This is a genomic window from Streptomyces sp. NBC_00683 (assembly GCF_036226745.1).
GTDB lineage: Bacteria > Actinomycetota > Actinomycetes > Streptomycetales > Streptomycetaceae > Streptomyces.
In genome coordinates, this window is sequence record NZ_CP109013.1 from 769,149 (window position 1) to 791,233 (window position 22,085).

Consider the following 22,085-nt stretch of genomic DNA (forward strand, 5'->3'; position numbering starts at 1 on the left):
TGGCGACGTGCCGGTCAGACGCCGCAGTTGGGGGCGGACCAGGAGCGGCTGGTGCGTCCGTCCACGTGGGTGTGGTCGTTGTGGTCGGGGTAGCCGGGGCCGAAGATGCCGCCGAAGCCGTGCGAGCGAGCCCGCTGGGCGAGCGTGCAGAACGACGGGCTGCCGATCAGGTCGGCGGCGTCACCGTAGAGGTGCCGGCTGTTCGAGGCACCGCCCGCCGCGTTGTTGCAGGCCGTGGAGCGGAATCCGCTGGACACGGAGATGGGCACGTCTCCCAACGCGTGCCGCAGGGCCTCCAGCTTCCACATCGTGCGCAGGCCGTTGGACTTGGCCGTCGCGGCGCTGACCGCACCACCGGACCAGTCGGAGTTGCAGTTGTTCAGCTCGGCGTAGGTGAAGTGGATGGGGGTGCAGTCCGGGTCCTGCAGTGCGTAGATCTTGCTGAACGTCTGGGAACCCGCGATGCCGTCCGCTCCGAGGCCGTACGCCTGCTGGAACTTTATGACCGCGGCCTTGGTCCGCGGGCCGAAGCTGCCGTCGACGGAGAGGATCTCGCCGTAGTCGACATGCCCGGCCACCCGGATCTGCAGCTGGGTCACGTCGTCGCCCGACATGCCTTCGGACAGGGTGCGGCCCCAGGTGTAGCACTCGTCGGCCTGGGCCGGGGCGGCGGTGGCCAGCACCCCCCCGATCGTTGCAGCCATGATCATGACAAGAGATAGGGCAAGTTGGATCGCACGCCTCAACATGGCGCCTCCGTTGTGAGTCCTTCCGATTCCCCGCTAGAGGGCTGAGGCGAGTTTGGCCCCCCTCTCCGTGGCATGTCCACACCATCACCATCTGCCACAGGACCAGACCTCCGGCGCAACATGCCTGTAACTGAAGGGAGTTGAGTGACCTGGTGCAATACCGTGTCCGGTCCCGGACCGGGCGAGCCGATGAGACGGGGCGGGGACGCTACTGCCAGACCGCGCAGGCGGCAGCGGCGATCAGCACGGAGGACACGACGGTCATGCCGCTCAGCCGCGCCAAGAGCCGGTCGTCCCAGCGCTCACCGTCCCCGGAGAGCCTGCGCAGGGCCGGGGTGAGTGCCCGGCCGGCTCCGAAGCCGAGTCCTGCGGCCAGGGCGGGCAGGTAGGAGCCCCCGGACAGGAGCACCGCCACAGCCACCGCGTACGGTGCGCTCGCCGAGACGTAGGTGCGCACGCCCGTACCGAGCTCGAAGCCGAACTGCAGTGCGCCGCGCGCCAGATGACGCCGCAGGACGTCCTGCGGTATCTGCCGGGCGTTCTGCGGCAGTCGCAGCGTCAGCTTGCCCGCGTCGCGCAGCGCGGCGAGCAGCGCGACGGCCACGATCAGCCCTTGCCGCACGCCGGCCGGGACCGGCGTGAAGAGACCGGACACGAGCCACAGCACCCCGGCCGAAAGCACCCCGCCGGCCAGCAGGCCGCAGGTGAACACGCCGAGGACCAGCGCCTGTCTGTACGTTGCCCGCCAACCTGGCGAGGCCAGCGCGAATGCGCTGTTACGCGTTCAAACGGAGCCGGAGAGCGAGTAACCGGCCAGACCGCCGGTGATCGCCCAGGTCAGCACGGGGGCGTGGAGGACGGCGGCGATCACCGCGATCCCCAGGGCCGCCACGGGCAGAACGGGGTCGGTGAGCGGCGCCCGTACGGCACGGGCGCCGCTCGGCCGGTCCGCGGGACGGACGGACTCCGCCACCTAGACCGTCCCGGTCAGTGTGAGCCAGGTGTTCGGGCCGACCACGCCGTCGGCGGTCAGGCCGTGCAGGGACTGGAACGAGACGACGGCCTGCCGGGTGAGCGAACCGAAGTTGCCGTCGACGGTCAGGGCGGAACCGTGCTTGTTGAGCTGGCGCTGCGCGCCCTGTACCGCATCGTTGATGTCGCCTTGGCGCACGGTGACAACCAGTACCGGCCAGGTGGCCGCGCTGACGCTGCCCGTGGGGCTGAGTCCTTTCGCCGACTGGAACGTCTCGACCTTCGCCTCCGTGTCCGTACCGAAGATGCCGTCGACATCCGTGGGATGACCGTGGTGGGTGAGCAGATGCTGGATCGTGAAGACGTCGGGCCCGGTGGCGCCGCTGCCGATGGTCGGCCAGGTCACGGAGCCGGGGCAGTCACAGTCGGTGGTCCAGCGGCAGATGGACTTCACCCATCCTGATCCGGTGTTGCGGTACCCGTCGTGGCAGCGCCGCTCGATACCGCAGCCACAGTTGCCGCACGCCGCGCTGTAGCGCCACAGCCAGCCGTCGTAGGTACCGGCGTAGCACTGGTTGGGCCGCAGGGTCCAGGTGACTCCGTCCGTCCGGTGGAAGCCCGTGTTCGTCCCTGATGTCACGCACGCGTCGGCATAGATGGTGCTGGGCCCGCAGCCCGGGGAGCAGTTGTGGTCCGCGGCGTAACTGGGGCACGCACCGGTCCAGATGTCGTATCCGTCGGCATAGGCCTCCCGGGCGGCGGAGAACACCCCCAGCGCGGCGAATCCCGCGGCGGTCGCGGCCTGCAGCACGGTGCGCCTGGACGGTGCGAAGGAGGGAAGGGCCCCGCGCCCGGTCAGGGAGCGGCGGCGGCCACCGCTCCCGGAGCGGCGCAGCGTGGGCACGTCGTCCAGTGAAGTCATGGCCGGCTCCTCGGCGTGGCGGGTGCGATGTCGTCGAGCAGCCGCAGCAGCGCGGTGGGTGAACCGAGCGGCTCGGAACGCACGATCCGGTGCTCCGGATCGATGGCCACCGCATAGGGGGTGGCGGGTATGTCGTAGGCCGTGAACAGCTCCGGACGGTTGTCCCTGACCGGGACTGCGCCCTCGTCGGCCTGCGGTCCGGCGCCCGCGTAGAGCCCGAGCACCTGCGGAGCGGCCGCGTCGCCCTGGCGGACCGTCCAGGCGCCGGCCTCGGCGAGCACCTGGCCGCAGGTGCGGCAGTCCGCGTCGAGGAAGAGCAGCAGCGCGGCGCGGCCCGGTGTCAGGAGGCCGTCGAGCCCCGACGGATCGGGCCGGGCCGCATCGAGCCCGGGCGCCTGTGCCCCGGGGGCGATGCCCACCCGCCCGGGGCGGTGCGGCTGCGTTCGTGACAGTTGGTGCACCTGCCTGATCAGCCCCGAGACGACCAGCGCGAGCAGCGCGATCGCCGCCCACGAGGCGATCAGAGCGCTGGTGGTGAAGTCCATCGCGTTGGCACTCCTTCGGCGGTCCGGTGCACGGTGGCCCTGTCCTGCTGGTGAGCAGGGGCCTTGGTCGGGGGGTGGACGGAGGCTGCGGTCGGCTCGTGCATGGCAGCGGGCAGGGACCACAGCAGCGCGGTGCAGGCGGGGGCCGCGAGCATCAGCGTGATCAGCTCCGCCGTGGAGAGCCGTACGGGGCCGGCCCCGATGACTGCGGCGCCGGTCGCCGCGAGGACGGCGAGGGCCGCGGCCCGCCGGGTCACCCAGCGGCTCAGGGGCACATCCCGGCCGGAACAGCCGCACGGCCCACCGCGGCCGAGGGCGAGGACGCGCCGCGTGTAGGCGGCGTAGAGCCCGAACAGGATGGCACCCAGACCCAGTACGCACTGCAGCGCCAGCTGATGTCCCGTCAGGAGCGCGGCTGTGCCGGCCGCCCCCAGGACACCCTCCGCGATCGGCAGGGTGACGGCCGCCAGTCGGCGGTTCCGCGGGCTCAGCACGCCGTGCGCCCACAGCGCATCGCCCAGTGCGGCCGGTGCGGCGGCATGGGAGCCCGCACCCAGGAGCAGCGTCAGGATGATGACGGAGGCGGTCAGCCCACCGTAGAAACCGGTCACCGGCGGATCACCCCGTGTGCCGCAGCGTGAGCCGCCCGACGAGATCGGGCACCCGCTCGACAGGAGTCGACGCCAGTGGCACCAGCGTGGCCCAGATGTCGGTGGAGGAGAGCACGAAGAACGGGCTGCCGTCGGACAGCGTGTCGCGGAACAGCTCTCCGGACGCGACCGCCACCCCCTTCCAGGGCGGGAGCTGGGCGGTGTGTTCCCTCGTGCGCCGGGACAGCTCCAGCAGCCCGAGGCCGGGCACCTCCTTGATCACCGTCGCGGGCCGCGCGAAGGCGCTTCCGGCCGAGGGATCCGGCTGGAGGGTGATCCCGTACTCGCTCTCCGCGATACGCACCGACCGGAGCAGCCCGAGCACCGCGGCCACGTCCAGGCCGTACAGCCGGGTCACGAGTGCGTGGTGCTCCCCACGCCACACGACGAGCGACGGCCGCTCCACGAGCCCCGAGCGCGGCTCGCGCTCGACCGACTGGAAGATGCGCAGCGTGCCCTTCTGGAAGGTGAGCTCGGATTCGGGTGACGCGATGCCCAGGGAGGCGGCGACATCGTCCCCCAGGGAGGCCGGCCCGGCGGTGAATTCGACCAGTCGGCCACCGGCCACCACCTCGACGGCGGATGTGGACGGGGACCGGAGGTCGACGTCGCCCTCCAGGTGGTACGTCCCGCCATCGAGTGCGCGATGAGTGACGAACGATGCGGCCATGTGCATCCTCCTGGGGGCGGGGGGTCTGATGTGACACCGCAGCCGCTGAGGAAACTAGACAAGAGTCATGCCCCTGTCAATCTTTTGGGATCACCCGAGGCCGGATCTGTGCGTTCCCGGTTCTTCGTACTGACCGGACGATCACGGGAACACTGGACTTGCCCGGGTACCCATGACGATCGCAGGGACCCGGGCAAGCCGGTGAAGGTGCGTCCTCCTCGCACTCCGGTGCAGGAGCGTATATATGACGTCTAGTCAGGAAGTGACGAGCACCTTGCTGAGCAGCGGCAGGTGGTCGGAGGCGGTCGGGGCGGCCTGCACGACGCGGGTGACGAGCGGCGTCACCTTGCTGGTCGTGTAGATGACGTCGATCCGCTCGGTCGGGGCCTCGGCGGGGTACGTCGCACCGTCACCGCGCCCGTGCAGGGACTTGGCCCACGCGTCGGTGTACGCCTCCTGCAGCGGCAGGGACTCCGGTGCGGCCGGGAGCGCGTTGAAATCGCCCACGAGGATCCCGGGCCTCCTCGCCCCGATCAGGTCCACGACCTGATCGGTCTGCCGCAGGCGGTCGGCCTGCGAACTCGCGGCCAGGTGCGTGTTGTAGAACTCCACCGTCCTGCCGTGGACATCGATCGTGGCGTGCAGCAGGCCCCGCTGCTCCTGACCCGACGACTTGAACAGCCAGGTGTTGTCCGACGCGGTGATCGGGTACCGGGACAGGATCGCGGTGCCGTACTGGACGCGGTGCCCGCCGGGGGTCGGCGGGGCATTGTCGATGTTGGCGCCGAACACCACGTGGTAGCCCAGCATGGCAGCCAGCTCGGCGGGCTGATCGGTCCACTCACTGCGCTCGGAGTAGTGGTTGTCGACCTCCTGCAGGCCCACGACGTCGGCACCGCTCTCGCGGACGACGCGGGCGATCCGCTGGAGGTCGAGTCTGTCGTCGGTGCCCTGGGCGTGGTGGATGTTGAACGACATGATGTCCAGCACGCGGGGGCCGGGACGCTGAGTGGCCGGGGCGCCGTCGGCGGCCGAGGCCTGGCCCGTGGCTCCGGCGAGCGCGACGACAACGGCGAGAACGGACAGGGTCCGGCGGAGCATGGTGGCCTCCTGGCACAGGTTCACGAAGGACCCCGATGATCGTCCGCTCCCCTGGCGTGCCCGTGTCCGCGAGGTGAAGACCTGCTCCCTTGCAGGTGTCGACGCGCTGTCGAGTGCCGATCCGAACGAAACGGTCCATGCTGGCAAGCAAGAACACCGTCGCTTTTCGGCCTCGGCCGGTCGCGCGAGGAGGAACCATGACCACGTCGCATGGTCCGGCACCGAGTCCCGGAGCGGGACACGATCCCTACGGTGCGGGTGCGGAGCCCGGCCCCATGGGCGACCCCTCGGATGTGCTGGCGCGTCTCGGCCGGTCCTGGACCTGGATCCTGGGCTCGGCGATCGCGACGCTGGTACCGGGCCTCCTGATTCTGCTCTGGCCGGACGGGACGCTGCACGTCGTGGCGGTCCTCATCGGCCTGTACCTGCTGGTGACCGGGGTATTCCGCTTCGTGGCCGTCTTCGCCGGGGAAGGCCACGGCGAACGGCTCCCGGGGCTGCTCCTGGCCGTGTTGTACACCCTGGCCGGGGTGCTGTGCCTGCGGAACCCGCTGCAGACCATCGCCGCGCTCTCGCTGATCGTCGGGCTCGTCTGGCTCGTGTCCGGCATCCTCACCCTCTACGCGGCCATCGCCGCCAAGGACCTGCCGCACCGAGGCGTCGTCCTGGGCGCCGCGGTGCTCGCCATCGTGGCGGGAATCGTGGTGCTCGCCCTGCCGGCCGAGTCGGCCCGCGCCCTGACATGGCTGCTCGGCCTGTGGCTCGTCCTGCTCGGCCTGGCCGAGGTGGCTCTCGCCCTCGCGTGGCGGGCGGCCCTCCGCAGGTAGCGGACCACGGGCCCGGACGACACCGCGGCGGCCCCGCCCTGTAGGGCCCCCTACAGGGCGGGGCCGGCTGAGTGAGCGTCGCCCCCGACCCCGGGGGCTCAGGACGTTTTCGTGGCGGACCGCTTCGCGCTCTTGTTCTTGCTCGCGCCCGGACCGCTCCGCCGAGGCTTGGCAGGCACGCTCTTCCGTTTCGTGGCCGCCTTGGCCGCGCCCGCCGACGACGCGGTCCGGGCCGGCGCGATCGGCCACTTGAACTCGATCTCCAGCTCGATCTCCCCGTCACCCACCTCGACCTCCAGCTCCCCACGGAGGTCGTCGGGGATGCGCAGGCCCAGCGTCACGGTGCCCAGTTCCAGTTCGACGTCCCCTCCCTCCCTCAGCGCGGCAGCGATCGCCGTGAGCTGGTCAGCCGCCTCCAGGCGTGACAACGAGCGCTTCTGCTCAAACTTGAGGTCCTTCATGGGGGTGTCTCCAATCCCCTAGACAATGCATGACGCCATAGCGCCGATTCTGAAGCTGTGCGCGGGATCGGACATCCGCACAGCCGGGCACAGAGCCGGAACAATGCCTACGACCGGGCTACCCTCCCGGCGCAGCGATCCAGCCCGCCGTAGGTCGATCGCGTGGCAATCCGTCCCTCAGCGTCGAATACGCCGTGGCGCCGATGTCCGCTGGGCAAGGGGCTTCGTTAGGCCGATCGCGTGACAGGAATCAGGAGCGCGTGCCCTCGCTCCGGGCAGGGCAGGTACTGCCGAACGTTCAGCAACGGCTCGACGCGTCCTGCTGAGACTCGCGCAGACGCGCATACGTCATCGGCTGCGGAATCTACGCCTGCGGCCCCCGCGCCACGGCGCTCGCACCGAACCTTCCCGTGCTGCGGCTCGGCTGGTCACGACTCGCCGGTCGGCGAAGGACGATGCGTCGTGTACCCGTAGGCCGCGCGCCCCCACGTCGGGAGACGCTCGTCAGTCCCGGCGGACGGCAAAAAAGAAAGGCAAGGAGATCTCTCTCCTCGCCACTCTCAACTTATAGCGCAATGGGGGGCTTGCGGCAAGGCCCTGGTGGTGGCGCAGAATCGTCGGCCGAGGCCACAACCTGCGGAAAGAAGGGCACTACGTGCGTGTGTTGTCGACGCGTGGGGGACGCGGTGACGTCGAATCAGTTGTCGGACCGAGAGTGCGGGCGCGGGCGCTCGGGACGGTGGTGCGGGTGTACGCGCCGCCCGACCGGGCGGCGCAGCCGGCCGGCTCGTCGGAGGAAGGACGCCAAGAGATGACGACGTGCTCGACAAGAGGTTCGACAGAGCTGGAGGTACCGGTGCTGCGATCGGCCGCTCCGGTGCAAGGGAGCACGGCTGCCTCGGAGGCATCACGATGATCGACCAGTACATTCTGGATCTTCAAGAGGTCGACGAGAAGCAGGTCGCGGTCGTCGGCGGCAAAGGCGCGCACCTGGGCGGCCTGTCGCGGATCGAGGGCATCCGCGTGCCGGGCGGCTTCTGCGTGACGACGGACGCCTTCCGGCGGGTCATGGCGGAAGAGCCGTCGATCGACGCTCGGCTCGATCAGCTGTCGCGCTTGAGCCCGGACGACCGGGAGGGGATCCGCACGCTCAGCGCGCAGATTCGCCGGGCCATCGAGGAAGTGCCCGTCCCGGGCGATCTCGCCGCGGCGGTCACCGGCGCGCTCGCCCGGCTCGACGAGCGGGCCGCCTACGCCGTCCGGTCCAGCGCGACGGCGGAGGACCTGCCGACTGCCTCCTTCGCCGGCCAGCAGGACACGTACCTGAACGTCGTGGGGCCTGAGGCGATCCTGCGGCACATCAGCCGGTGCTGGGCCTCGCTGTTCACCGAGCGGGCCGTGGTCTACCGCCGGCGCAACGGCATCGACCACCGTACGGTCCATATGGCCGTGGTCGTGCAGCAGATGGCCTTCCCGCATGCGTCCGGCATCCTGTTCACGGCCGACCCCGTCACGGGCAACCGGAAGGTCGCCACCGTGGACGCCGGTTTCGGCCTCGGCGAGGCCCTGGTCTCCGGCCTGGTGAACCCGGACGTCTTCAAGGTGCGACACGACGAGGTCGTCGCCAAGGTGATCGCCGCCAAACAGCGTGCCGTTCACGCCCTGCCCGACGGCGGCACGCAGGAAGTGGCGATCGACTCCCGTCAGCAGGAGCAGCCGGCACTGACGGATGCGCAGGTCGTACGCCTCGTACAGCTCGGGCGGCGGATCGAAGCGCACTTCGGCTGCCCGCAGGACATCGAATGGTGTCTGGTCGATGACGGCTTCCAGATCGTCCAGAGCCGGCCGATCACGACACTCTTCCCCATTCCCGAGGCCGGCGACCAGGAGAATCACGTCTACGTCTCCGTCGGTCACGGGCAGATGATGACCGACGCCATGAAGCCGCTGGGGTTCTCCATGTGGCAGCTGACGGCCATGGTGCAGATGCACGAGGCCGGCGGCAGACTGTTCGTCGACGTCACCCGGCGGCTGGCCTCGCCCACGAGCCGCGCCGGCCTCCTGGACGCCATAGGGAAAGGCGATCCGCTGATCAGGGACGCCCTGGAGACCGTCCTCGACCGCGACGGCTTCGTCCCGTCGCTCCCGGACGCGAGTCCCGGCGGGCGGCCGGCCGGCGGTGCGCCCGCCCCGATCGAGACCGATCCGGCCATCGTCACCGGGCTCATCGAGCGCAGTCAGGCATCCGTCGCCGCCCTGGAGCGCGACATCCGGACGAAGACCGGACCGGCACTGTTCGACTTCCTGCTGGAGGCCTTCGAGGAGCACAAGCGAGTCCTCGGTGACCCGCTGAACCTTCAGGCGATCATGGCGGGGATGGACGCCACATGGTGGCTCAACGACAAGCTGCAGGAGTGGCTGGGCGAGAAGAACGCGGCTGACACGCTGACGCTGTCCGCCCCCGACAACATCACGTCGGAGATGGGACTGGCGCTGCTCGACGTCGCGGACGTGATCCGCCCGCACCCGGAGGTCGTGGCGTTCCTGCAGGGTGTCGAGGACGAGGACTTCCTGGACGAATTGGCGAAGCTACCGGGCGGGGCAGAGGCGCGCGACGCCATCGAGTCCTACCTCGACCGGTACGGCATGCGCTGCGTCGGCGAGATCGACATCACGAGGCCGCGTTGGCGTGAGCGCCCCACCACGCTCGTGCCCGTGATCCTGGACAACGTCAGGATCTTCGAGCCGGGCGCCGCCGAGCGGCGTTTCGAGCAAGGGCGGCAGAAGGCGCAGGAGAAGGAACAGGACGTGCTGTCACGCCTGCGTGCCCTGCCGGACGGGGATCGGAAGGCCGACGAGACCAAGCGGATGATCGACCGGGTCCGCACCTTCATCGGATACCGGGAGTACCCGAAGTACGGCATCGTCAGCCGCTACTTCGTCTACAAGCAGGCCCTGATGCGGGAGGCCGAGCGCCTTGTGGAGGCGGGCGTGCTTCACGAGAAGGAGGACATCTTCTCTCTCACGTTCCAGGAACTCCACGACGTCGTGCGCTCGAACCAGGTGGACGACCAGCTCGTCCGGCAGCGCAAGGAAGCGTTCCAGTCGTACCACGCGCTCACACCGCCCCGGGTGATCACATCGGACGGTGAGGCGGTCACCGGGGCGTACCGGCGCGATGACGTGCCCGAGGGTGCCTTGGTCGGCCTGCCCGTTTCCGCCGGGACCGTCGAGGGACGGGCCCGCGTCATCCTGGACATGGCGGAGGCCGACCTCGAGGCGGGCGACATCCTGGTCACGACCTTCACTGACCCCAGCTGGTCGCCACTGTTCGTCGGCATCGCGGGCCTGGTGACGGAGGTGGGCGGCCTGATGACGCATGGCGCGGTGATCGCCCGGGAGTACGGCCTGCCGGCCGTCGTGGGCGTGGAGCAGGCCACCCGGCTGATCCGGGACGGGCAGCGGATCCGCGTGCACGGAACCGACGGGTACATCGAGATCCTGCCCTGACCGCCGCTGCCCCTGCCGCGTACAGGGCCTCATCAGGTCCAGTACGCGGCACCGCGGACGGCTTGAACTCGTCCCCAGGGCCTCACAGGCCGCTCACAACTCAACAGGCGACATCCGGCACCTCCGATGGCAGGATCAGCGCAACTCACTGACGAAGTGGGCTCGTTGACCGACCGCACATTGGAGATGCCATGTCCGATCGTTCCGTGCTGCCCTTGCTGGCCACCGCGACCGCCACCGTCACCGCCGTTGCCGTACTCACGGGCTGCACGAGCACCAAGCCCTCGGAGTCGGGCGGCACCGAACTGGAGTTGGTCAACTCCGGCAAGCTCACGACCTGCACGCATCTGCCGTACGAGCCCTTCCAGGTACGCAAGGGCGATGCCATCGTCGGCTTCGACGTGGACCTGGTGGATCTGGTCGCCAAGAAGCTCAAGGTCACCCAGGAGATCGTGGACACGCCCTTCGAGGGCATCCAGAGCGGCGAGGACCTCAACGCCCGTAAATGCGACCTGGCCGCGGCGGGCATGACGATCACGCCGGTGCGTGCCAAGAACCTCGACTTCTCAGCCGCCTATTTCGACGCCACGCAGGCCCTGGTCGCCAAGAAGGGGTCCTCCTTCACCTCGCTGGCAAGCCTCAAGGGAAAGAAGCTCGGGGTCCAGCAGGGCACCACCGGAGAGACGTACGCGCAGAAGAACGCCCCGGGGGTGACGACGGTGCAGTTCGAGGATGTTGCCCTGCTGCTCACGGCAGTGAAGACCGGACAGGTCGACGCCGCGGTGAACGACAACGGCGTGCTCTTCGAGTACGTGCGGAAGAACCCGGACACGGAGGTCACCGCCGAATTCAATACGGGCGAGCAGTACGGCATCGGAGTCCGGACCGGAAACGATGCCTTGCGCAAGGAGGTCGACGCGGTGATCAGCAAGGCCAAATCCGACGGAAGTTACGACCGCATCTACAAGAAGTGGTTCCCCGCCGCCCCCAAGAGTTGAGGAATCCACCACTGATGCCCATATCCCGCCGACAACGGACCCGCGTCATCCGGGGCGTTCAGTACGCCGTCCTCGCCGCCGTCATTCTCGTCGTCGCCCTGACCGCCGACTGGGGCGAGATCGGACGGGCGTTCTTCGATGTGGAGGTGGCCAAGGCACAGTTCCCCGACATCATCACCACCGCCCTCGTCAACACCGTCATCTACACTCTGCTCGGCTTCGGTTTCGGGCTGGCCATGGGGCTCCTCCTCGCGCTGATGAGGCTGTCGCAGGTTCCTCCGTACCGCTGGCTGGCCATTGCCTATATCGAGTTCTTCCGCGGGGTTCCCGCCCTGCTGGTCTTCATCGCCCTCGGATTCGGCGTCCCGCTCGCCTTCCAGGTGGCGCTCAACCAGTATGTGACGGTGATGCTGGCGCTGGGGCTCGTCGGCGCCGCCTACATGGCGGAGACCATACGGGCCGGAATCCAGGCCGTCCCCAAGGGGCAGATGGAGGCGGCGCGTTCACTGGGGATGTCGCAGGGCCGGGCCATGGTGTCCATCATCATTCCGCAGGCCCTGCGCATCGTTCTGCCACCGCTCACCAATGAACTGATCCTGCTCACCAAGGACTCGTCCCTGGTGTACCTGCTGGGCCTGTCACTCGCCCAATACGAGTTGGCGAAGTTCGGGCGGGATGCCCTGAACCAGAATCGCAGCCTGACCCCGATCCTTGTCGCCGGACTCTGCTACCTGATCATCACCCTGCCGCTCGGCCATCTGGTCCGGCGGCTCGAAGCGCGTACGGCGAGGGCGAGGTGAGCGCGATGAAGGCGGTTCCTGTGACGGACGGCGCGGCGGCGGTGAACACACCGGCGATCGAGGTGCGGGGCCTGCACAAGTCGTTCGGGACCCTGGAGGTGCTCGCGGGCATCGACTTCACGGTCGCCCGGGGTGAGGTGGTGTGCGTCATCGGCCCGTCCGGCTCGGGCAAGTCCACGCTGCTCCGCTGCGTGAACCTGCTGGAGGAACCCACCTCGGGAACGGTCATGGTGGCCGGCGCCGAAGTCACCGACCCTGATGTGGACATCGACAGGGTGCGCCGGCGGATCGGCATGGTCTTCCAGTCGTTCAACCTCTTCCCGCACCTCACGGCGCTGGAAAACCTGACGCTCCCTCAGCGGCGGGTGCTCGGGCGCGACAAGGCGGAGGCGGCACGGATCGCCCGCGAACGCCTGGCCAGGGTCGGTCTGACAGACAAGGAGTCCGCCTACCCGGCGCAGCTGTCCGGCGGTCAGCAGCAGCGGGTGGCGATCGCGCGGGCGCTGGCCATGGACCCGGAACTGATGCTCTTCGACGAGCCGACGTCCGCCCTCGACCCGGAACTGGTGGGGGACGTCCTCGCCGTGATGCGCTCACTGGCCGACGAGGGAATGACGATGCTCGTCGTCACGCATGAGATGAGTTTCGCCAGGGAGGTCGCGGACCGCGTCGTCTTCATGGACGGCGGGGTCATCGTCGAGGAGGGCACCCCGGAGCGGGTGATCGGCGCGCCGGACCATGCCCGCACCCGGTCCTTCCTCGCGCGCCTGCTGACCCCGGCCACCGCGGGCCTGAGCGAGGATCCGGCCGCGGATGGCGACGGGTCGGGAAATCAGTCAGGCCGCCCGCTCTAGGCCGGTGCCGAAAGTGGATCTTGAGCGATGGATGATCACGGTTCATGGGGCGGGGAGATCTCACGGACGAGCAGTGGGCGGTGTTGGAGCCGTTGTTGCCGAAGGGGACGAAGGCGGGGCGGCCGCCCGTCTGGCCCCGGCGACAGTTGATCGACGGCATACGGTTCCGTGTCCGTACCGGTGTGCCGTGGCGGGACGTGCCTGTCGAGTACGGGCCGTGGGGCCGGGTCTACGACCTGTTCCGCCGGTGGCAGCGGGACGGCACCTGGCAGCGGATCCTCACCCGGCTCCAGTCCTTGGCCGACGCGAAGGGAGCGATCACGTGGGACCTGAGTGTCGACTCCACCGTGTGCCGTGCCCACCAGCACGCGGCCGGGGCCCGAAGGCAGGGTGACCTGCAGAAGGAGCCACCCGGCGGTGTCTTCACCGAGCCGGTCGATCACGGGCTGGGACGCTCACGCGGCGGGTTCACCACCAAGCTGCACCTGGCCGTCGAGCAGGGTCAGAAACCCACGTCGATCGTGGTGACCGCAGGGCAGCGTGGCGACTCGCCGCAGTTCGAACCGGTGCTGGAGAAAGTCCGCGTGCCCCGCATCGGACCGGGCCGACCGCGCGTCCGCCCCGATCGCGTGCGGGCCGACAAGGCGTACGCCTCCCGCAACAACCGCGCATACCTGCGCCGCCGGGGGATCCGCTGCACCATCCCGGACAAGGCCGACCAGGCGCGCAACCGCTGGAAGCGAGGCTACCGGGGCGGCCGGCCACCACGTTTCGATCCGGTCGACTACCGCAAGCGCCACGCTGTCGAGTGCGGGATCAACCGCCTCAAGCGCCACCGAGCCGTAGCCACCCGCTACGACAAGCTCGCGGTCCGCTTTGAAGCCACTGTCCTCGTCGCAGCCATCAACGAGTGGCTGTGACCAGCACGCTGCTACCACACGTAGTCCTGGGCCAGCTCCTCCCAACGAATGCTGCGAAGCGCGAGGTCAGCATCCTCACCCGCCGGTACCTCCGGTGCTGGCTGGAACCAGGCGACGACGAGAGTGGAACCGTCCATTGCCGGATCGAGCGCCGTGGAGCCGAAGACACCGACGCAAGCCACGGAAGGCAGTGATGAGGATTCGTGAAATTCCCCAGGGCCGCTCGCCTTCCCCACTCGATTGCTTGCTCAACAGGCGTCGGTCATGGGGCCGCCCCGTAGCCTCGGTCTGGTCTACGCGTGATCACCAGACTCCGCGGCGTCTTTGGAAGACGCACTCATCAGTCAGCGACGCGCTGTGTAAGGCGGAAGAGCGGCTGCATCGGTGAAGTCCAGGTCCGCGTCAGGCCAGCGTCGGCGCAGCAGGTCGGCTGTGCGAAGGACCCAGCTGGTGAGGTGGGGGAAGGCACGATGGGCCATGGCGGTGCGAGCTGCGGCCTCCAGCGTCTCGACGAGCTGGGGTCTGCTGTCGTCGCCGGGCTCGCGGGTGTCGAGCAAGGCGAACCGTTGCAGACGGACGATCGCCCAGGAGATGCAGGCTGCCGCCAGGCCGAATCCGTACCGCCGGTCATCCTCGGCCTCGGGCACGCCGTCGGCCAAGGCGTGGCGGTAGTGGTCGGCAAGACCGGTGGCGATGGGGTCGCCCACGGTCATCCACGCCGGGCCGGGGACATGCAGGCAGACAGCGTCGACAAGGGCGTGGGTGTAGCCGGCGGATTCGAAGTCGATGAGGCGGGCGTCGGCGGGGCCGGACTCGTGGAGGAGGATGTTGTTGGTCTCCGCGTCACCGTTACTGAGGGCCAGGAACGGGCCAGGGTTGCTCAACTCGGCCAGAGCGGCACTGAGCTCGGCCTCAGCTTGTCCGGTGATGGGTGCGCCGAGAACTGCGGCGTGTCCATGTGCCTCGCCCCGGTGCCGGACGAGCCGACTCACGTGGTCGGTCGGCAGGTCGATCGGTCCAAGGGAGATCCGTCGCGCGCGGTAGATGTCGGCGTGGCCGACGGTCGCGGCGTTGAGTCGACCGTAGGCGTGAGCAAAGACGGCCAACCGGTCAGCGTGGGTTGCGGCGCCGTCACGGCGGAGCAGGTGATCCAGGGCAGTGCGGGGCGCAAGGTCTTCCAGGACCATGAGTCCCTCGGGAAGGTCGGCGGCGAGGACCCGAGGGGCGAGGTCCAGACCGAGGTCGTCGGAGAGGAACCGGAGTGCGGCCACCTCGGTACGGAGTCGCCAGGGTTCGGCGCGGCTTCCGCTCGGATGGCTCCGCACCCATTTGACGACGACACTTCGGGGAGTGATCGCTCCGCCGAATGTCACACGCGCAGCGGCCCAGGGATCCAGGCGCACCCAGGTGTCGATCTTGACGGGCGAGGAGTAGAGATCCGTCAAGAGCCCTTCGACGGTGGCGCGCTGGGGGGTTGCTCCGGCGGCAGACATCAGCGCAGTTTACGACCGTCGCTCGTCCTCGCGCTGAGTTGTCCGGTCTCTCCGTACGCCTGCACCTCTGGCATGCCGCTCAACACCGAAGGCGGGGACCATAGTGAGCAGGACTGTCCGCCACCTGAGCGCGGAGTGGGGAGATTCAAGGAGCGTCATCAGCAGCACCTCAACGGGACCGAAGGCGCCTGCGGTCTCATCCGGGCACTCGCGCGAGGGCGGAACGAGATGGACCGGCACGGAGGGAAATGCATGCTCGGCCTGCCGCTGGAGCCAGCTGACCTTCAGGTCGTTGATGCGCTTGCACGGGTAGCCCTCCAGCATCCCCCCGTAGGTCGAAGACATCCATAGCTCGGTGAGCCGGATCGAGCGACCCGACAAGAGGACCATGTGACCCAGTGACATGCCGACACCCTATGCACACGGTTCACTTCCGATACACGGCCTAGAACCGGAGCCGGAGGGGGGACAGGGATCTGGCCCCTGCCCTCCGACTCTGCGAGCACCTTCCCTACGGCCGCCCTCGTTGCGCTGAAGGGCAGGGCGGCCCTCAGTCCTCGGTCCCGCCCTCGACGAGTCGCCGCAGCGAGGGAAGCAAGGCGTCGATGTCCTGGCCGGTCCGGAAGGCGACGACCGTGGTACCGGCTCCCGTCGTCTGCGAGTCGGCCGCCGGGAAGAGAGCGAGCACCTCACGCATCGCCTCGTCCACCTCGCCGACCGGATCCGTGGTCTCACCCCGGAGCCAGCGGCGCAGCACATGGTTGTGGGCCGCGACCACCGCGGCCGACATCAGTTCGGCCCTGAGTGACGCCGACTGGGCCGAGTCGCCCATCCAGTCCGCGATGAACTCACGGAAGAGTCGCTGGTAGCGCGCAACGCTGGCGATCTCGCGGTCGCGGAGGGTGGCCACCTTGCTGGTGAGCATGTACCGCCGGCGCGCGAGGTCGCCTTCGTCCAGGTAGTGCAGCAGGACCAGACGGACGGCGTCCGAGACGGCGACCAGGGCTGTGCTGTGGCTGGAGGTCGCCAGCCGGTCCCTGATCAGGTCGAGGAGCCGGTCGTGGTCGGGGAAGATCACGTCTTCCTTGGACCGGTAGTGCCGGAAGAACGTCGTACGCCCCAGACCGGCGCGTTCGGCGATGTCGTCGACGGTTGTCCGGTCGTATCCGCCCTCGTCGAAGAGCGCGAAGGCGGCGTCTGCGAGTCGGGTCCGCGCGGATGGCTTGCTCATGATCGCCCATCTTTCCCCGTTTCGGCCTCCGGAGGCCACTTGCCCTGCCGAATGATACTGAGTACCGTCAAGGCGATATTCAGTACCGCTGGAGGTTCGGTGTGAGTTCCATGACGCACAGCGAGTCCGAGCTGCCCATCCAGCCGCTCCACGACGACTGGGCACCGACGGATTCCGACGCGGACGCCGAGCCGGGAGTTCCGCGCCGGGCCACCCGGCACCGTCCGCCGCCCCAGCCACCGCGCCCTGCCCTCCTCACCGCCACGAGCCCAGGAGCAACCGTGTATTACCGGACCACCAACGAGCCCGCACCGGAGAGTGCCGAAGAACCCTCCCTCCTCCGCTTCCAGCGATGCACCTGGTGCACCAGCGCCCTGTTCGGCCGCCGCTGCATCTGCCCGCATTGCGGCAGCGAAGACCTCATCTGGGAGGACAGTCAGGGCTCCGGCCGGATCGACGACTACGAATACAGGCCGCGGAAGGGGCACGTGCCCCGCCTCGTGTGCCTGGTCGGCCTGGACGACGGATTCCGCATCGAGGCACGCCTCAGCGGGTGCACCCTGCCCGCACCCACCATCGGCACCCGCGTACGTTTCCAGCGGTTCACGGACGGCAGAGTGCCCGTTTTCACGGTCCTGGCACCCGCTACCGCGTAGGCGTCACCGTGACCACGGCCGGCCACCGGCAGATACAGGCGTTGCCCGGCACCACGAGGAACAACTGCGCGCCCGTGAGCGACATTTCAGGCAGTCAAGGCGCGCGCACAAGATCCACACCCTGTGACGATGCCTGAACTCCCTTTATTTCAGGGGCACTTACCGACCAGTCGCGAGCTTGTGCCGTAGGTCACACTGCGAGGCCCTGGCTCGCGCAACCACACGTCCTGGCACCATGCACGACCGTACTTGTCCGTAACCCGGTCAACGAAAGGTCAGGTGCACAAGATGAGAGTCACTGCCCGTCGCGTCGGGGCGCTGATATCCGCGCTCGCCGTTGCGACCGGTCTCCAGTTCGCCGTCTCCCCCACCGCTCAGGGTGCGATCATCGGCGATCTCCGCCTCGCCCCCTCCGTAACCGCCGTACAGAACAGCTGGATTGTCGTCCTGAAGGACGGCAGCACCCATGCCGCCGATCTCGGCGTCACGCCCAAGCACACCTTCAGCAACGTCCTCGATGGCTTCTCAGCCTCCTTGTCGGAGGCAAGGGCGAAGGCGCTCTCGGCCGATCCGCGCGTGGCGTACGTCGAGCAGAACTCGATCGTGCGGCTCAACGAGACCCAGACGAACGCGACCTGGGGTCTCGACCGGGTCGACCAGCGGAACCTGCCGCTGTCGACGACGTACGCGCACGTCACGTCCGCTTCGAACGTGAACGCCTACATCATCGACACCGGAATCCGCACCTCTCACAACGAGTTCGGCGGCCGCGCGAGCATCGGCAAGGACACGGTCGGCGACGGCCGGAACGGCCAGGACTGCCAGGGCCACGGCACACACGTGGCGGGCACGGTCGGCGGCAAGACGTACGGCGTCGCCAAGGGCGCCAAGCTGATCGCCGTACGCGTTCTGGACTGCGACGGCTCCGGCACCACCGCCGGCGTCATCGCAGGTATCGACTGGGTGACGGCCAACGCCAGGAAGCCGGCCGTCGCCAACATGAGCCTCGGCGGCAGCGCCAGCGCCTCGATGGACGACGCGGTGAAGAAGTCGATCTCCTCCGGCGTCAGTTACTCGATCGCCGCGGGCAACGGCCTCCCGATCCTGGGCCTCCCCGCGAACGCGTGCAACTACTCGCCCGCCCGCGTCCCCGAGGCGATCACGGTCGGCGCGACGGACAGGACGGACGCCCGCGCCTCGTTCTCCAACTACGGCACGTGCCTGGACCTGTTCGCGCCGGGGGTGGACATCACCTCGGCGTGGAAGGACAGCGACTCCGCCACGAACACCATCTCGGGCACGTCCATGGCAACCCCGCACACTGCGGGCGTGGCAGCGCTCTACCTGTCCGCCCACCCGAGCGCGACCCCGGCCCAGGTCCGGAACGCTCTGGTGAACAACGCGACGAGCGGCAAGGTCCAGAACCCCCTCACGGGTTCGCCGAACAAGCTGCTGCACTCGCTGTTCTAGAACGGCGGGCACAGGTGCCCGAGGAGCTCCCGCCCGGCAGGGTGCGGCAGCTCTTCGGGCACAGCGCGTGGGGCTCATGAATGCCTCGCGAGCGGTGAGCCGGGAGGGGCTCGCGCCCTCGCCTGAATGTCCATGCCGACCGCAGGATTGTCCATTCCTGGTGGGCATCGACGGACCTACGCTGCATTGGTGATCCTTGGCGAAACGAACACCTCCGCCGGCGCTCCGCTCTCGGACCCGATGTCCTACCTGTCGTCGTTCGCCCCCGGAGCGGGTCGGCTGCCACCACGCGCCTCTGCGAACACGGACGCCAACGTCATGAGCCTCGACGGGCTCTGGGCATTCCGGCTGACCCCGTCGGTCCACGAGCTCGGCGATAGCTTCTCGGCCGCGCGGTTCGACGACAGCGAGTGGGACGAGATCCCGGTTCCGAGCTGCTGGCAGATCGCGGGGCTTCGCGACTCCGACGGCACCCTTCTGCCGCAGTCCCAGGCTCGCTTCGGCCTGCCCGCCTATACGAACGTGGTCTTCCCGTTCCCGGTCGACCCTCCCCATGTCCCGGACGAGAACCCGACCGGTGAATACCGGACGTCATTCGTCGTCGGTACGAGGCCCGGCGCCGCCGCTCGCCACCTCATCCGGTTCGAGGGCGTCGACTCGGCCTTCGCCGTTTGGCTCAACGGCCATGCCCTGGGCTGGGGCACCGGCAGTCGGCTGCCCACCGAGTTCGATGTGACCGAGGCGCTGTTCGAGGGTGTCAACACACTCGCCGTACGCGTGCATCAGTGGTCGCCGGCGAGCTACCTCGAGGACCAGGACATGTGGTGGGTGTCCGGCATCTTCCGGTCGGTCCACCTCATCGAACGCCCCGAGAACGCGATCGGCGACCACTTCGTCCATGCCGACTTCGACCCCGGGTCGCGCGAAGGCATCCTGACCATCGAGACGGATGTCCCCGCCACGGTGTCGATCCCGGAGCTGGGGATATCCCTCCACCGGGCACACGAGCCGCTCCGTCTGGCCGGTGTCGAACCCTGGACCGCCGAGACCCCCCGCCTGTACGACGCCACACTGACCAGTGCGGGTGAGACGCTCACACTCCGGCTGGGATTCCGGCGCGTGCGCATCGAGGACGGCCGGATCACGGTGAATGGCCGGCCCATCCGTTTCCGCGGGGTCAATCGGCACGAGTGGCATCCCGACACGGGACGGACCCTCGACGAGGCCACCATGCGGCACGATATCGAGCTGATGAAGACGCACAACATCAATGCCGTGCGCACGAGTCACTACCCGCCCGACAGCCGATTCCTTTCGCTGTGCGACGCGTACGGACTGTGGGTCATCGATGAGTGCGACCTGGAGACACACGGGTTCCACCTCGTCGGATGGCAGAACAACCCCAGCGACGACCCACGATGGCTGGACGCCCTTCTCGACCGGATTCAGCGGACCGTCTCCCGCGACAAGAACCACCCGAGTGTCATCGGCTGGTCGCTCGGGAACGAGGCCGGCGACGGGGACAACCTCCGGGCGATGGCCGAATGGGCACGGAAGGCGGACCCGGACCGGTTCATCCACTACGAGGGCGACCTCAACAGCGCCTACGTCGACGTCTACAGCCGTATGTACGCGGACATCGACGACATGGCACTCATCGGAGCAGGCGCGGAGAAGCGCACCCCGCGAGTGGAGGACGACGCACACCGCCGGGGGCTGCCGATGATCCTCTGCGAGTACGCGCACGCACAGGGAAACGGGCCCGGAGGCCTGTCGGAGTACGAGGAGCTGTTCGACCGCCACCGTCGCCTGCACGGTGGGTTCGTCTGGGAGTGGATCGACCACGGCATCACCCAGACGGCATCGTCCGGACCCCACGCGGGCGAGAGGTTCTACGCGTACGGCGGGGACTTCGGCGAAGTACTGCACGACGGCAGCAGCATCATCGACGGCCTCGTCCTCCCCGATCGCACCCCCTCCCCCGGCCTGGCGGAGTTCAAGGCGGTCATCGCACCGATCCGGCTGAGCCTGCGTCGTGGGACCGACGGTCGCGTCACGGTGACGGTCGAGAACCGGCACGACTTCCTGAGTACAGGCTCTTTCGTGTTCCGCTGGACGCGTGCCGTCGACGGCGGCCCGGCAACCGGGGGTGTACTGGATGTGGAGCCGGTGCAGGCCGGTGGGTCCGCGAACATCGGCCTCCCCTTCGACGCGTCAGCCTCCGCAGATCCCTCGCAGACTCTCGTCCTGACGGTGACCGTGCACACAGGCCATGCGACGGCCGTCGTTCCCGCGGACTGGGAGGTCTCCTTCGGCCAGCTCGTCGAGGCGGCACACCCCGAACCGGCGCCCACAACCCCCGTCGCTCCCCGTACGATCCGGGGCGGATGGACGCTGGGCAACGCACGCTTCGACTCCCGCGGAGACCTCGTCGAACTCGCGGGTCTGCCGGTCAGCGGCCCCCGCCTCGATGTCTGGCGCGCCCCCACGGAGAACGACACCGCGGGTCCCGCACGCTCCTGGCGAGCGCTCGGCCTCGACCGGGTGCACCATCGGCACGTCGGTGTCCAAGAGCACGAGAACGCACTCGTGGTGACGTCGATGACGATGGCCGCAGGCGCGGACGCAGGGTTCTCCACACAGATCACGTGGACGGCGACGACCACCGGCGGTGTGCACCTCCACGCCGAGGTCGCGCCGACCGGCCAGTTCGGTCTTGCTCTGGACCGAGTTCCTTACAGCGAAGCCGAATTCGTCACCCTTCCCCGCATCGGACTCCGCTTGGGGCTTCCGGCCGGGGCGGCAGTGCTGGAATGGTTCGGCCTCGGCCCGGGCGAGTCCTACCCCGACTCGTCGAAGGCCGCTCGTTTCGGCCTGCACAGCGCGTCGGTCTCCGACCTTCAGACCCCCTATGTCGTCCCGCAGGAGAACGGTCTGCGCAGTGACGTACGCCGGGCCCGCCTGGCCTGGAGCGACGGCCGGTCGATCGACATCGCCTCGCCCGACGGAATCGGCCTCACCGTACGCCCCTGGCCGAGCGAGGCACTGACGTCTGCGAGGCACCCCACCGACCTCGTCGAGAGCGACCGGACCTGGCTCAACCTGGACGCCGCGCAGAACGGGCTCGGTAGTGCGACCTGCGGCCCCGACACCTTCACGCCCTACCGGCTGCACCCCCGGAACCGGACGTTCTCGGTCGACCTGGGCTGAGGGCTGTCCCGTAGGACATCGACGAAGCCGGCTTCCGCGACCGACG

20 protein-coding genes and 1 pseudogene are annotated in these 22,085 nt (G+C 68.8%); 9 read left to right on the forward strand and 12 right to left on the reverse strand.

Annotation, left to right across the window (positions count from 1 at the left end; all coding sequences use genetic code 11):
- Positions 1-14: 14 nt before the first annotated feature.
- The 8 genes from OG257_RS03440 to OG257_RS03475 all read right to left on the reverse strand — a co-directional run bounded on the left by OG257_RS03440 (position 15) and on the right by OG257_RS03475 (position 5,609).
- Complete coding sequence (locus OG257_RS03440) at positions 15-749, reverse strand: D-Ala-D-Ala carboxypeptidase family metallohydrolase (protein WP_329204599.1); 735 nt, start codon at positions 747-749, stop codon at positions 15-17.
- Positions 750-957: 208 nt separating this feature from the next.
- Positions 958-1,461 (reverse strand): hypothetical protein, encoded by a 504-nt coding sequence (locus OG257_RS03445; protein WP_329204601.1) that lies wholly within the window; start codon positions 1,459-1,461, stop codon positions 958-960.
- A gap of 72 nt (positions 1,462-1,533) precedes the next feature.
- Positions 1,534-1,722 carry a hypothetical protein gene (locus OG257_RS03450; protein WP_329204603.1) on the reverse strand — a complete coding sequence of 63 codons (189 nt, stop codon included), beginning with the start codon at positions 1,720-1,722 and terminating at the stop codon, positions 1,534-1,536.
- Positions 1,723-2,643, reverse strand: a complete 921-nt coding sequence (locus OG257_RS03455) for a peptidoglycan-binding domain-containing protein (protein WP_329204605.1) — start codon at positions 2,641-2,643, stop codon at positions 1,723-1,725. It abuts the gene before it with no gap.
- Positions 2,640-3,188, reverse strand: a complete 549-nt coding sequence (locus tag OG257_RS03460) for a hypothetical protein (protein WP_329204607.1) — start codon at positions 3,186-3,188, stop codon at positions 2,640-2,642. Before OG257_RS03460 ends, OG257_RS03455 begins: the two co-directional genes overlap by 4 nt.
- A complete protein-coding gene (locus OG257_RS03465; protein ID WP_329204609.1) occupies positions 3,164-3,799 on the reverse strand; it encodes a MauE/DoxX family redox-associated membrane protein in 636 nt (211 codons plus the stop codon). Before OG257_RS03465 ends, OG257_RS03460 begins: the two co-directional genes overlap by 25 nt.
- A gap of 7 nt (positions 3,800-3,806) precedes the next feature.
- Positions 3,807-4,508 (reverse strand): hypothetical protein, encoded by a 702-nt coding sequence (locus tag OG257_RS03470; RefSeq protein ID WP_329204611.1) that lies wholly within the window; start codon positions 4,506-4,508, stop codon positions 3,807-3,809.
- A 255-nt stretch (positions 4,509-4,763) separates the two neighbouring features.
- Complete coding sequence (locus OG257_RS03475; RefSeq protein ID WP_329204612.1) at positions 4,764-5,609, reverse strand: endonuclease/exonuclease/phosphatase family protein; 846 nt, start codon at positions 5,607-5,609, stop codon at positions 4,764-4,766.
- Positions 5,610-5,806: 197 nt separating this feature from the next.
- Here OG257_RS03475 and OG257_RS03480 point away from each other — a divergent pair, with 197 nt between their 5' ends.
- Complete coding sequence (locus OG257_RS03480; RefSeq protein ID WP_329204613.1) at positions 5,807-6,436, forward strand: HdeD family acid-resistance protein; 630 nt, start codon at positions 5,807-5,809, stop codon at positions 6,434-6,436.
- A gap of 98 nt (positions 6,437-6,534) precedes the next feature.
- Here OG257_RS03480 and OG257_RS03485 read toward each other — a convergent pair whose 3' ends face one another.
- Positions 6,535-6,897 carry an amphi-Trp domain-containing protein gene (locus OG257_RS03485; protein WP_329204614.1) on the reverse strand — a complete coding sequence of 121 codons (363 nt, stop codon included), beginning with the start codon at positions 6,895-6,897 and terminating at the stop codon, positions 6,535-6,537.
- Between the two features lie 912 nt (positions 6,898-7,809).
- Here OG257_RS03485 and rph point away from each other — a divergent pair.
- The 5 genes from rph (at position 7,810) to OG257_RS03510 (ending at position 13,979) form a co-directional block, all read left to right on the forward strand.
- Entirely contained in the window at positions 7,810-10,407 is a 2,598-nt protein-coding gene (gene rph, locus OG257_RS03490) for a rifamycin-inactivating phosphotransferase (RefSeq protein ID WP_329204616.1), read from the forward strand.
- Positions 10,408-10,598: 191 nt separating this feature from the next.
- Positions 10,599-11,405: an ABC transporter substrate-binding protein gene (locus OG257_RS03495; protein WP_329204617.1), complete on the forward strand. Its 807-nt coding sequence runs from the start codon at positions 10,599-10,601 to the stop codon at positions 11,403-11,405.
- Between the two features lie 14 nt (positions 11,406-11,419).
- A complete protein-coding gene (locus OG257_RS03500) occupies positions 11,420-12,205 on the forward strand; it encodes an amino acid ABC transporter permease (protein WP_329204618.1) in 786 nt (261 codons plus the stop codon).
- A 5-nt stretch (positions 12,206-12,210) separates the two neighbouring features.
- Positions 12,211-13,059, forward strand: coding sequence for an amino acid ABC transporter ATP-binding protein (locus OG257_RS03505; protein ID WP_329204619.1), 849 nt, complete (start codon positions 12,211-12,213; stop codon positions 13,057-13,059).
- A 44-nt stretch (positions 13,060-13,103) separates the two neighbouring features.
- A complete protein-coding gene (locus OG257_RS03510; RefSeq protein ID WP_329204620.1) occupies positions 13,104-13,979 on the forward strand; it encodes an IS5 family transposase in 876 nt (291 codons plus the stop codon).
- A 344-nt stretch (positions 13,980-14,323) separates the two neighbouring features.
- Here the strand turns inward: OG257_RS03510 and OG257_RS03520 are convergent, their stop codons facing one another.
- The 3 genes and pseudogenes from OG257_RS03520 to OG257_RS03530 all read right to left on the reverse strand — a co-directional run bounded on the left by OG257_RS03520 (position 14,324) and on the right by OG257_RS03530 (position 16,703).
- Positions 14,324-15,472, reverse strand: a complete 1,149-nt coding sequence (locus OG257_RS03520; RefSeq protein WP_329204621.1) for a hypothetical protein — start codon at positions 15,470-15,472, stop codon at positions 14,324-14,326.
- A gap of 162 nt (positions 15,473-15,634) precedes the next feature.
- A pseudogene (locus OG257_RS03525) lies at positions 15,635-15,877 on the reverse strand (hypothetical protein); the annotation flags it as partial.
- 145 nt (positions 15,878-16,022) lie between these two features.
- On the reverse strand, positions 16,023-16,703 hold the full coding sequence (locus OG257_RS03530) for a TetR/AcrR family transcriptional regulator (protein ID WP_329204623.1): 681 nt from the start codon (positions 16,701-16,703) through the stop codon (positions 16,023-16,025).
- 101 nt (positions 16,704-16,804) lie between these two features.
- Here OG257_RS03530 and OG257_RS03535 point away from each other — a divergent pair, with 101 nt between their 5' ends.
- The 3 genes from OG257_RS03535 (at position 16,805) to OG257_RS03545 (ending at position 22,039) form a co-directional block, all read left to right on the forward strand.
- The gene (locus OG257_RS03535) at positions 16,805-17,359 is read left to right on the forward strand and encodes a Zn-ribbon domain-containing OB-fold protein (RefSeq protein ID WP_329204625.1); all 555 of its coding nucleotides are present in this window, start codon (positions 16,805-16,807) and stop codon (positions 17,357-17,359) included.
- A 288-nt stretch (positions 17,360-17,647) separates the two neighbouring features.
- Positions 17,648-18,829 carry a S8 family peptidase gene (locus tag OG257_RS03540; protein ID WP_329204627.1) on the forward strand — a complete coding sequence of 394 codons (1,182 nt, stop codon included), beginning with the start codon at positions 17,648-17,650 and terminating at the stop codon, positions 18,827-18,829.
- Between the two features lie 189 nt (positions 18,830-19,018).
- On the forward strand, positions 19,019-22,039 hold the full coding sequence (locus OG257_RS03545; protein ID WP_329204629.1) for a glycoside hydrolase family 2 TIM barrel-domain containing protein: 3,021 nt from the start codon (positions 19,019-19,021) through the stop codon (positions 22,037-22,039).
- Positions 22,040-22,085 lie beyond the last annotated feature (46 nt).